The sequence below is a fragment of the Anoxybacillus sp. FSL W8-1294 genome, assembly GCF_037965005.1.
GTDB classification, from domain to species: domain Bacteria; phylum Bacillota; class Bacilli; order Bacillales; family Anoxybacillaceae; genus Anoxybacillus; species Anoxybacillus flavithermus_G.
Genome location: NZ_CP150179.1, coordinates 665,847 through 677,707, shown reverse-complemented (window position 1 = coordinate 677,707; position 11,861 = coordinate 665,847). Strand labels below are relative to the sequence as shown.

The 11,861-nt window shown below is 43.0% G+C and carries 11 protein-coding genes; 1 reads left to right on the top strand and 10 read right to left on the bottom strand.

The features are described 5' to 3' along the window. Positions 1 to 69 precede the first annotated feature (69 nt). Together citZ and NSQ23_RS03650 are read right to left on the bottom strand one after the other, a co-directional pair. Complete coding sequence (citZ, locus tag NSQ23_RS03655) at positions 70 to 1,188, bottom strand: citrate synthase (protein ID WP_339173014.1); 1,119 nt, start codon at positions 1,186 to 1,188, stop codon at positions 70 to 72. A gap of 261 nt (positions 1,189 to 1,449) precedes the next feature. Beyond that, a complete protein-coding gene (locus NSQ23_RS03650; RefSeq protein ID WP_339173011.1) occupies positions 1,450 to 1,905 on the bottom strand; it encodes a DUF441 domain-containing protein in 456 nt (151 codons plus the stop codon). Positions 1,906 to 1,992: 87 nt separating this feature from the next. Between NSQ23_RS03650 and ytvI the strand changes: the two genes are divergently transcribed. Beyond that, the gene (gene ytvI / locus NSQ23_RS03645) at positions 1,993 to 3,111 is read left to right on the top strand and encodes a sporulation integral membrane protein YtvI (RefSeq protein ID WP_339173008.1); all 1,119 of its coding nucleotides are present in this window, start codon (positions 1,993 to 1,995) and stop codon (positions 3,109 to 3,111) included. Between the two features lie 17 nt (positions 3,112 to 3,128). Here ytvI and NSQ23_RS03640 read toward each other — a convergent pair whose 3' ends face one another. From NSQ23_RS03640 to NSQ23_RS03605, 8 genes are all read right to left on the bottom strand, one after another. Then, entirely contained in the window at positions 3,129 to 3,521 is a 393-nt protein-coding gene (locus tag NSQ23_RS03640) for an FxsA family protein (RefSeq protein ID WP_339173006.1), read from the bottom strand. Between the two features lie 46 nt (positions 3,522 to 3,567). Further along, a complete protein-coding gene (gene pyk, locus NSQ23_RS03635) occupies positions 3,568 to 5,328 on the bottom strand; it encodes a pyruvate kinase (RefSeq protein ID WP_339173003.1) in 1,761 nt (586 codons plus the stop codon). A gap of 48 nt (positions 5,329 to 5,376) precedes the next feature. After that, positions 5,377 to 6,336: a 6-phosphofructokinase gene (gene pfkA / locus NSQ23_RS03630; protein ID WP_003397971.1), complete on the bottom strand. Its 960-nt coding sequence runs from the start codon at positions 6,334 to 6,336 to the stop codon at positions 5,377 to 5,379. A gap of 183 nt (positions 6,337 to 6,519) precedes the next feature. Then, on the bottom strand, positions 6,520 to 7,497 hold the full coding sequence (gene accA, locus NSQ23_RS03625) for an acetyl-CoA carboxylase carboxyl transferase subunit alpha (RefSeq protein ID WP_004889069.1): 978 nt from the start codon (positions 7,495 to 7,497) through the stop codon (positions 6,520 to 6,522). Beyond that, entirely contained in the window at positions 7,482 to 8,354 is an 873-nt protein-coding gene (gene accD / locus NSQ23_RS03620) for an acetyl-CoA carboxylase, carboxyltransferase subunit beta (RefSeq protein WP_339172996.1), read from the bottom strand. Before accD ends, accA begins: the two co-directional genes overlap by 16 nt. Positions 8,355 to 8,504: 150 nt before the next feature. Further along, positions 8,505 to 9,785 carry an RNA-guided endonuclease IscB gene (gene iscB / locus NSQ23_RS03615; RefSeq protein WP_339174264.1) on the bottom strand — a complete coding sequence of 427 codons (1,281 nt, stop codon included), beginning with the start codon at positions 9,783 to 9,785 and terminating at the stop codon, positions 8,505 to 8,507. A 205-nt stretch (positions 9,786 to 9,990) separates the two neighbouring features. Further along, positions 9,991 to 10,599, bottom strand: coding sequence for a GntR family transcriptional regulator (locus tag NSQ23_RS03610; protein WP_339172994.1), 609 nt, complete (start codon positions 10,597 to 10,599; stop codon positions 9,991 to 9,993). Then, positions 10,586 to 11,839 carry a malic enzyme-like NAD(P)-binding protein gene (locus NSQ23_RS03605; RefSeq protein ID WP_339172991.1) on the bottom strand — a complete coding sequence of 418 codons (1,254 nt, stop codon included), beginning with the start codon at positions 11,837 to 11,839 and terminating at the stop codon, positions 10,586 to 10,588. The genes NSQ23_RS03610 and NSQ23_RS03605 overlap by 14 nt, the downstream gene beginning before the upstream one ends. Positions 11,840 to 11,861: the final 22 nt, after the last annotated feature.

Here is an 11,861-nt window from a genome sequence, read left to right as displayed (position 1 = left end):
CCAAATGATGTAGTATAAAAAAGGTGGGAAAGGCGAGTTTCTCACCTTGAGCAACCACTGTTATGCATGTTATGCACGTTCTTCAAGCGGCACGTATACTTGTCTCGTAGGTCCTGTATATTCGGCACGTGGACGGATGAGACGGTTGTTTTCGTACTGCTCTAAAATGTGCGCAAGCCATCCAGACATGCGACTAATCGCAAAAATTGGTGTAAATAAATCATGATCAATTCCTAAACTATGGTAAACAGAAGCGGAGTAGAAGTCAACATTTGGCGGCAAACCTTTCGTCGATGTAACAATCTCCTCAATTTTCACCGACATATCATACCAATGTGGTTCACCTGTTAACTTCGTCAATTTTTCAGACATTTTCTTCAAGTGCTTTGCACGTGGGTCTCCATGACGATACACACGATGACCAAAGCCCATAATTTTTTCTTTATTATTTAATTTGTTATGAATGTATGTTTCCACATTTTCAAGTGTGCCGATTTCCGTCAACATTTTCATTACCGCTTCATTTGCTCCACCATGAAGCGGGCCTTTCAATGCTCCAATCGCCGCTGTAATGCCTGAATATACATCAGACAAAGTAGCAACACAGACGCGCGCTGTAAACGTTGACGCATTCAACTCGTGATCCGCATGAAGCACGAGTGCTTTATTAAACGCTTCCTCAGCAATTGGATCTGGCTCTTTACCCGTTAGCATATATAAAAAGTTTGCCGCAAAACTTAAATCTTTGCGCGGTGGCACAGGTTCTAATCCTTTACGAACGCGCGAAAACGCAGCAACAATTGTTGATACTTTCGCCTGTAAACGAATAGCTTTGCGATAGTTCGCTTCGGGGTTCATTGCTTCCGCTTCTTCATCGTATAAGCCAAGAAATGAAATCGCTGTACGAAGCGCCGCCATCGGATGAACTTGATCAAGCGGATACATTTTAAAGTGATCAATGATTTGTTGCGGAATATCGGCATGTTCCGCCAACTGCTTTGTTAACGTTTCTAGCTCTTTTTTGTTTGGCAATTTGCGATGCCAAAGCAAATAAACGATCTCTTCAAACGTAGCATGTTCTGCTAAGTCATCGATATTATACCCAACATATGTGAGCGTATCATCGATGATTGAACTAATTGTGGAAGTGGTTGCTACAACCCCTTCGAGACCGCGAGTTACTGTCATCTTACATCTCTCCTTTTTTTCTTTTATTCCCCTTTTCCCATGTTAAAACGCGTCGTCGAGCGATTGCTCAAAACGGCTGAATAAAAATGCAAAGAAAATGCTTACATTTTGTTATATATTCACCTAGTCGCTTCACGAAGCGAGCAGGGGAATATACACGATAGTTTCGTACATGCTCCACTATTATTATAAACAATTATCAGACTTTTGTGAACTAAAAGACATCATAATTCAAAAATATTATTATAAAAAAGCAATCAATCATGAAAATATATCCACTATTTTCATGATTACATAAGCAATACCTGCGCCTATTAACGGGCCGACAGCCACTCCTTTGAATAAAGATACGGCTAAAATAGTACCAAGAACGAGCGCAGTCGTTACATGCGGATCTTTCGCAAGCAATGTCACGCCTCCTTTTGCCAACAAAGCAACAGCAATACCCGATAACATCGCAATCCAAGCATAAATTGAGCGAACAGAGTCCGTTAGTTCTTTAAATCCTATTTTTCCAGTTGCAATCGGAACTAAGACCGCAATCGTAATGATTGTTACACCAAGATGGATTCCTTTTTGCTCTAAATACGGCAGTACTTTAGAACTTAATCCGATACTTTTCACAATAAGTAAAAATAGTACAGCGATTATGAGGGATTGATTTTTCGCAATGATACCGACAGCGAAAAGAATAAATAAAAAAATGAATGGCTGCATGAAATATGCCCCCTTCTTTGAAACTTTTTCTTTCTTTGCATTGTATATTATAATAGTCATAAATGACAAAAGACGGGAGGTGAGGACATGTCAACTCACTACGTATATCGCTCCCTTCGCTTTTTATTTGTCATCTTTGTCATCATTGCCGGGTTAGCGAGCTTATACTATGTATCAACGCTAACATATCCGTTTTTAATTGCGTTAGCGATTGCTTACTTTATTAACCCGGTCGTTGATGTATTAGAGAAGAAAGCGAAAATGCCAAGGGCGTTGGCGGTCATCGTTGTTTTAATTCTTTTACTTGCACTCGTTGCTGGGCTCGTTACCCTCCTTGTTGCGGAAATCGTGACTGGAACACAATATTTAGCGACAGTTGTGCCAAATCATTTTCAAAAGCTTGTCATTTATATAGAGCAGTTTGTGGCAAGCCAAATCATTCCGCTCTATAACCAACTAGCGGCACTCTTTAAAAATTTAGACACATCTCAACAAGACACGATTATGGCAAACATTCAATCCGTTGGAACAAAAATTGCTACAACGGTCGGGCAATTTATCCAAAACATATTACAAAATATTCCTTCCATTATTGGATGGTTGCCTAATTTTGCAACAATTTTTATTTTCTCGTTGCTTGCCACGTTTTTTATAAGCAAAGACTGGTATCGGCTAAAAGCGTTGTTTCAAAAATTGTTACCAACCAAAGTGCAGTCGAGTACGACAAAAGTGTTTGCCGAATTAAAAAAGGCGCTATTTGGCTTTCTTAAAGCACAGGCGACACTCATTTCCATTACGACGCTCATCGTATTAGTCGGATTGCTTATTTTGCGCGTAGAATATGCGATTACTATCGCCCTTATTATTGGCATTGTCGATGTTTTACCTTACTTAGGAACGGGATTAGTATTCGTTCCATGGATCATTTATGCCGCAATAAGTGGTGAAACTCATTTTGCGATCGGACTTAGCGTGCTGTATATTGTCGTTCTCGTACAACGGCAGGTGATGGAGCCGAAACTTCTTTCTTCGAATATCGGACTTGATCCGTTAGCAACGTTGATCGCTTTATTCGTCGGTTTCAAATTGATCGGGTTTCTCGGTTTAATCGTTGGGCCGGTATTGCTCGTCATTGGGCGAACGTTGCATCATGCTGGCGTCTTTCAAGATATTTGGAACTTTATTATCGGAAAAAAAGAAGCATAAGCGGCGAGCTTATGCTTTTATTTTCGAATGTAAATCCATGTTTTTGTATAAAAAATCCATTTAAATACGCGCACAAGCCACGGTTTTATTTTTTCACGCGCAAATGGGAGAAGTAAAATAAAACCTACTGTATCAGTAATAAACCCTGGTGTTAACAACAACGTCCCACCGACTAAAATACAAACACCGTCTAATAACGCATCGCTCGGTATACGCCCGTTCATCAACTCATGCTTCGCCCGTTCAAGCGTATATAATCCTTGTCGCTTCGCTAAAAACGCACCGATGATGCCCGTGGCGACAATAAGCGCAAATGTCGGCCAAACCCCGATCGCCTGTCCCGACAAAACAAGAACGACAATTTCTAGCGCTGGAATAACGATAAAAAGAAGAAAAAAGATGTTTCGCACACACATCCCTCCAAAATAATAAAGAAGGGGATGTCCCCCTTCTTTATTATAGCACGCTCGCATGACCGCGATAAATAGCACCGAAGCTTGCATCTACCGTAATGTCTTGTCCATCTTTTAAAATAGATGTCGCATGGTTTACCCCAACAATTACCGGGATCCCTAAGCTTAAACCAACGACAGCCGCATGGCTTGTTAAGCCACCTTCTTCCGTAATGATCGCGACAGCTTTTTCTAACGCTTTCATCATGTCTGCATCCGTTGCAGGCGCCACTAAAATACCGCCTTCAACCATTTTTTCAAGCGCTTCTTCTGCTGTTTTCGCTACAACAACTTTCCCGAATGCGGATTTACGGCCAATCCCTTGCCCTTTCGCAATCATATCGCCAATCATATGCACTTTCATTAAGTTGGTTGAACCTGTTTCTCCAACTGGAACGCCCGCTGTAATGACAACAAGGTCGCCATGTTTCACGATGCCTGTATCAAGGGCTGCCTCAACAGCAATATCGAGCATTTCATCCGTTGACGTTGCGTGTTGAGCGACGCGTGGATAAACACCCCAAACAAGTGCTAATTTACGTGATACAGCTTCATTTGATGTCACGGCGATAATTGGCGCTTTTGGGCGATATTTCGAAATCATCCGGGCGGTATGACCGCTTACTGTCGGCGTCACAATCGCTGCGACATCTAAATTTAATGCGGTGTGAGCAACCGATTGCCCGATTGCATCTGTAATCGTCGTACCGCTCTGTTTGCTTCGTTTCGATAATAAGTCGCGATATTGTAACGCTTGTTCTGTGCGCAGAGCAATGCGGTGCATCGTTTGTACCGCTTCGACTGGATAAGCACCTGCCGCTGTCTCACCTGAAAGCATAATCGCATCTGTTCCATCAAAAATGGCGTTTGCCACATCGCTTGCTTCAGCACGAGTCGGCCGTGGGTTGCGTTGCATCGAATCAAGCATTTGTGTCGCCGTAATGACCGGTTTTCCGAGCGCATTACATTTTTTAATTAACTCTTTTTGGACAAGTGGCACTTCTTCCGCCGGAATTTCGACGCCTAAATCCCCGCGTGCAACCATTAAACCGTCTGCTACTTCTAAAATTTCATCAATATTGTCTACGCCTTCTTGATTCTCAATTTTCGGGATGATTTGAATGTGTAACGCGTCATGCGCCTCAAGCAATTCCCGAATTTCGAGCACGTCGGAAGAGCGTCGAACAAATGATGCAGCGATGAAATCAATCCCTTGTTCAATACCAAAATGAATGTCCTCTGCATCTTTTTCCGTAATACCCGGTAGTTTTACTTTTACACCCGGAACGTTTACACCTTTTTTATTTTTTAATACGCCACCGTTTAATACTTTTGTTTTTATTTCTTTCGCTTCTTTATCAACAGCTAATACTTCTAAACCAATGAGTCCGTCGTCTAACAAAATCGTTGAGCCGACATGCACATCGTCAATTAGCCCTTCATACGTAATCGAAAATTTTTCTGGCGTACCGAGCACTTCCGTCATCGAAATAGTGACTTCAGCGCCCGCTTTCAATTCAATCGCACCATTTTCCATGTCATGTGTACGAATTTCTGGACCTTTCGTATCCAATAAAATCGCAACCGTTTTTCCAGTCATTCTCGATGCTTCGCGAATGTTGCGAATGCGCGCTGCATGTTCTTCATGACTTCCGTGCGAAAAGTTGAGGCGGGCAACATTCATCCCTGCCTCAATGAGTTGCACAAGCTTTTCTACACTTTCGCTCGCTGGACCGATCGTACAAACAATTTTCGTTTTGCGCATAAATACCCTCCTACACTTTGTATATGGAAACGATACCATAAATATACATTAAATTGAAAGTTCTTTTGATAGTTGATACATTTTTTGGTCAACTGTATGTTTTTGTGCTAACGCTTCAATGATGTCGTGGTCGACGAGATGATTGTTTTGGATGCCAACGCAACGTCCACCTTTTCCTTCGAGTAACAATTCCACTGCGCGCGCACCTAAACGGCTCGCAAGCACACGGTCAAACGCTGTCGGTGATCCACCGCGCTGTACGTGCCCTAGCACAGTTACACGCGTTTCAAATCCTGTTGCTTCCTCAATGCGCTTACCGAAGTCTACACCGCTGCCGACACCTTCCGCAACAATAATGATACTATGTTTTTTGCCGCGTTCATGTCCACGTTTGAGACGCGCGACTATTTCGTCCATATCATAGTCTGCTTCTGGAATTAAAATACTTTCTGCTCCGCCTGCAAGACCTGCCCAAAGCGCAATATCCCCCGCATGACGTCCCATGACTTCAATCACATATGTACGTTCATGAGATGTCGCTGTATCGCGAATTTTGTCAATGGCATCAATGACCGTATTTAACGCTGTATCAAAACCAATCGTAAAATCTGTTCCTGGAATGTCGTTATCAATTGTTCCCGGCACACCAACACACGGATAACCGTGTTCTGTTAACTTTTTCGCACCTTGATAAGAGCCGTCGCCACCAATGACAACAAGCCCCTCAATACCGTGTTTTTTCAACTGCTCAATTCCTTTTAACTGTCCTTCTAACGTTTTGAATTCTGGGCAACGAGCAGTGTATAACATCGTTCCGCCGCGATGAATAATGTCGCCAACATCGCCAATCTCAAGCTTCTTTATATTCCCGGCAATCAATCCAGCATATCCGTGATAAATGCCGTACACTTCTAAGCCGTGGTAAATCGCTTTCCGAACAACCGCACGAATAGCGGCATTCATTCCTGGCGAATCGCCACCGCTCGTAAGCACACCAATTCTTTTCATCGCTCTTCACCTCTTTAAAAAAAATAAAATAAGAAGTATGACCTCTTACTTTAAGATAACACGAAGGTATATCGAACACAATACATAATGAAATGTTTCACAAAACGTTGATTTTTTTTCACTACAAAAAGTTTACCCAAAGTCGTCTATTTCATGTAAAAAGGCCATCCGATAATGACCTTTTTACATAACCGATACATGTTGTTGAGATTCAATAAAATCGCCAATCTTCTTATATTTTTCATATCGCTGCGCAATCAGTTGTTCAGCGCTTAATGGAAGCAATTGACGCAATGAACGTTGCAGCACATCGTCAATATATTTCGCTTGTTCATCGACATTTCGGTGTGCCCCTCCACGCACTTCTGGAACGATCTCATCAATGACGCCGAGCTTTTTTAAATCTTTTGCTGTAATTTTCATCGTTTCGGCAGCTTTTTTTGCGAGCGATGCATCTTTCCATAAAATTGCGGCCGCTCCTTCCGGCGAGATGACGGAATACGTCGAATTTTCAAGCATATGAACGTAGTTGCCGACACCAAGAGCAAGCGCGCCACCGCTTCCTCCTTCGCCGATCACGATGCATACGACAGGAACTGTCAACCCTGCCATTTCAAATAAGTTCCGTGCGATTGCTTCACTTTGACCTCGTTCTTCTGCTGCTTTCCCCGGATACGCCCCTTTCGTATCAATGAAACAAATAATGGGGCGCCCAAATTTCTCCGCTTGTTTCATTAAACGGAGCGCTTTTCGATATCCTTCGGGATGTGGCATACCAAAATTACGGCGAATATTTTCTTTCGTATCTTTCCCGCGCTGATGGCCGATTACCGTCACAGGCAATCCGCGATATTTAGCAATTCCTCCTACGATCGCTTCATCATCACCAAAACAACGGTCACCGTGACATTCGAAAAAGTTTGTAAACAATCGTTCAATATAATCAAGCGTTGTTGGTCGATTCGGATGGCGCGCAATTTGCACACGATCCCACGGGCTTAAGTTCGCATAAATGTCGTTTTCCAGCTTTTCAAGTCGAGCTTCTAATTTATTAATTTCATCGGAAAAGTCAACATCGCGATGCTTTGTAAATTCTTTTAACTCACTAATTTTTTTTCGCAATTCTACAAGCGGCTTTTCGAATTCTAACTCGTACGCCATTCGTCTCCACCTCGCGATTGGTGAATGTCTAATACATTCGTTAATGTGTCTTTTAGTTCATGACGCGGGATCACCGCATCTAGTTGTCCATGTTTCAATAAAAATTCCGCTGTTTGAAAGTCATCCGGCAATTCCTCACGAACGGTTTGTTCAATGACGCGCCGTCCTGCAAAACCGATGAGCGCCCCTGGCTCAGCAAAATTGTAATCTCCAAGCGAGGCGAAACTTGCTGATACACCACCTGTCGTCGGATGAGTCATCACTGAAATAATAAGCCCGCCTTGTTCGCTAAACAGTTTTAACGCAGCACTTGTCTTCGCCATTTGCATCAAACTTAATACACCTTCTTGCATCCGCGCTCCACCGGAAGCGGTAAAAATAATAAAAGGTACCGATTTTTCCATCGCTCGCTCAATAGCACGTGCAATTTTTTCTCCGACAACTGATCCCATACTGCCCATGCGGAAACGGGAATCCATTACGGCAATAACGACCGAGAAACCGTTTATTGTTCCTTCACCAGTCACGACTGCTTCATTTAGTTTTGTTTTTTCGCGATCTTCCTCAATTTTTTCCATATATTGAGGGAATTCGAGCGGGTTTTTAGAAAGAAGGTGACGATCGTATTCATGAAACGTTCCTTCGTCTAACAAACACGCAATGCGTTCAGGAGCAGACATTGGATGATGATAGCCGCACGATATACAAACGCGTAAGTTTTTCACTAGTTCTTTCGTATACATGATTTTTTTGCACTTCGGACATTTCGTCATAATGCCTTCTGGCACGTCTTGCTTCGCTTGTTCAGATGGAATGGTCGCATATTTCTTCTTTTTGGAGAACAAATCTTTCAGCACATGTTTCCCTCCCCTACTTCGTCCATTTCTACTTTACCGAATAAAAACAACTTTGTTTGTCATATTGTGTCAGTTCTCTTTCGACATTTTTTGCATCACGAAACTTACGCAAGGAAGCCCCTGCCTTTAGGTACGGGGAGGAATTGCACCTTACGCAATGTTCATTCCCTCCCTTCGATATGTGTATCCGTCGAATCGCTGAATGACTTGGACATATCTATAATTTATTCCTTGTGCGATACGTTTACCGTCCTTACCTTTAATATCGAAACTTCCAGTCTTTCTGCATGATACTTCGCCAAACCAAACGCCTTGATATTTCCCTCTTGGGATAACAGCCTTAACCATGTCCCCTGTTTGAAAACCAAAGAAGAACTTTTGTCTTGCAAGATAACCTCTTGGGAAGCCATATCTATCTAGGTTTGTGCGTGAACGACTACCACGCCCCTTTGCTCTAATGAATAACACTTCTTTTGTTTTGAAATATAAGTGATTTGGTGTGCTTTCTCCCACGCAACAAGCGTCAAAATAGTGTGTTTTCGGCAAGTCTAAACGAATACGATTCATTTTCGTTCGTGCACCTGTTCCACACTCTACTTCGCATCCGCTTTGTTTTAACACTTCATACACTTTCCATCGAGTGGCATTCACTACACTTGCGTCTTTTAGCGTTTTTTTGACCATTTTTTGAATATGTGGATACCCGAATTCTTCTGCGGTTTGACTTCCTTTTCTTTGGTTGCAATCTCGACACGCAAGGCAGAGGTTATCTATTCTGTCTGTTCCACCTCTCGATTTTGGAATGATATGCTCCACTTCAAGTGGAACATTTTCTTTTCCGCAATAACAACACTTCCGCCCAAACTTTTCAAGCAAATACTCCCGTACTTCATATCCTTGAAGCGTGCCTTGTTGATACTCAATGCCGCTGATTTCAGGATTTCGCATGAGTTGCGTGTCGAATTTGGTATTTTCGTATGATATATACCCAATGGGGCATAACTTCTTTAGGCGGTTAACCCATGTTTGGATATTTTGCACGCGACTCTCTAGTGATGGCGGCAACCACCCGTCTTTTCTCCTACGATTAAGAAAACGTGGTTTTCTGTATCGAGTTTTTCGATTTCGTCTTGCTCGACGAAAAGCACGCCTTTTATCCATTCTTTCCTTGATGTCTGTGCGATGGTCAAGTTGCCCTAACCATACCACTTCTTGTCCTCGCAAAATCGCAAGTCCTGTGTGTTTGCTTCCGTGATCGATTTTGAGCCGATACGGTGTTTTCGGTCGAAAATTATCGACAATTTCTTTTAAAATAATCGTAAATGGATAGCGTTTGTAGATCGCTGCCTTCCCTTGTTTCAACAGCTTTCTCGCAACTGCTTCGTGACAAGGAGCAAGCGGACACTTATTTGTGTCTAACACAAAAACCATAGGGTATTCCCCTTTCCTCTGCATAAAGCAGGTCATATTCTCCTCGACCATGTTATAGATGCTTGTTATGTGCAAGACACTAGCGCCACCCACCACGCTTGTTTAATCTTGCACGACAGGGGGTAGGGCTGGAGAAGCACCCCACCGTGTCATGACATCTATAACGTAGGCTCTGTTTCAAGCCTTGGTCTGGTCAACATGGGGCTTACAAGCCCATGACTTTAGTCATTGGGTTGTTGACGTATTGTTCATACATCGCTATTGCTTCTTCGCACGACCGTTTTTGTAACGCCACCCACATTTGTTCATAAAATTCGGAAGGGAGAGTCAACGTATAGATGTGTTTAAAAAAGTCGGTTAATACGAGCCAAATGCGTAGCAACAAATAGTTATCCGTCGCTTCTACAATTCGCCGAAAAAATGAATGATACGTATGTTCCTCCCGTTTGATACGCTCAAGCTTCTCATCCGTCAGTCGTTCGCAGGCAAGCTGCAAACATATTTGTTCGATAAGAACTTTTGTTTCGATTAAATCTCGTTTTTCCCGATTTCCTTGTAAAATAAACGAGCTGAGCAAATGAATAAGCTGATGATCCCCAAATGGCTTCATAAACGTTCCTTCTCCACGACGCGTTTCAATTAATCCGAGCAACTCCAACGCCCGCAACGCTTCACGAACAGAAGAGCGTCCGACTCCTAATCGGTCGGCTAGCTCTCGTTCAGATGGAAGCCGATCACCTGGTTGAAGACCTGCTTCCTCGATCATGCGATGAATTTGCCAAAACGTTTCAATGTACACTTTAGAAGTCGTCATCGTTGTGCTCACCTGCAATAGCTACTAATTGTCGCGTTCGTTGTTCTACCTCTTTTGGATCGAGCATCGTGCGTGCGACCCCTGTTTCAATTGCTGCTTTCGCCACAGCAGCGGCAACGGCTGGAGCAACACGAGGATCAAACGGAGCTGGAATGACATAATCGGCGCGCAATTCGTCTTCTGTAATTAAGTTGGCAATCGCTTCAACGGCGGCTATTTTCATTTGTTCATTAATTTGCTTGGCGCGCACATCAAGCGCCCCTCTAAACATACCAGGAAACGCCAAAACGTTATTTACTTGATTCGGATAGTCAGAGCGTCCTGTTCCGACAACCGTCGCCCCTGCTTGTAGCGCCTCTTCAGGCATAATTTCTGGCATCGGGTTTGCCATCGCAAAAATAATCGCATCCCGATTCATCGTTTCAACCATGCCAGCTGTCAATGCTCCTGCAACAGACACACCAATAAATACATCCGCACCAACGATCACTTCTTGTAACGTCCCTGATTTTTTCTCTACGTTTGTCCATTGCGCAATTTCATGTTTGATGTCATTCATTCCGTACGGACGCCCCTCATAAACGGCCCCTTTTGAATCGCACATAATCATATGTTTGACTCCGTAACAGCGGAGCAACTTCATGATCGCAATGCCTGCCGCACCTGCTCCGTTAATCACGACTTGAATATCTTCCATCTTTTTGTTTACTAACTTTAACGCGTTGACTAGACCCGCAACAGTCACAATCGCTGTTCCGTGCTGGTCGTCGTGAAAGACAGGAATGTTCATTTCTTCCTTTAACCGCTCTTCAATAATAAAACAATGCGGAGCAGCAATATCTTCTAAGTTGATGCCACCAAACGTCGGTTCAAGCAGTTTAACTGTTTGAATGATTTGTTCCACATCTGATGTATTTAAACAAATCGGAAAGGCATCAACTCCGGCAAAACTTTTAAAAAGCACAGCTTTTCCTTCCATAACCGGCAATGCTGCTTCTGCTCCAATATTTCCAAGTCCTAATACCGCACTTCCATTCGATACAACAGCTACCGTGTTCGCCTTTAATGTATAATCGTATATTTTAATTGGATCGTGAGAAATAGCTTTGCACGGTTCGGCCACACCAGGAGAATACGCCAAACTTAAATCATAGGCGTTCCTTAATGGCACTTTCGCTTTTACTTCTAGCTTCCCTTGATAACGTTCATGCATACGAAGCGCTTCTTCAAACAACGACACAACATCTTCCTCCTTAACAAGT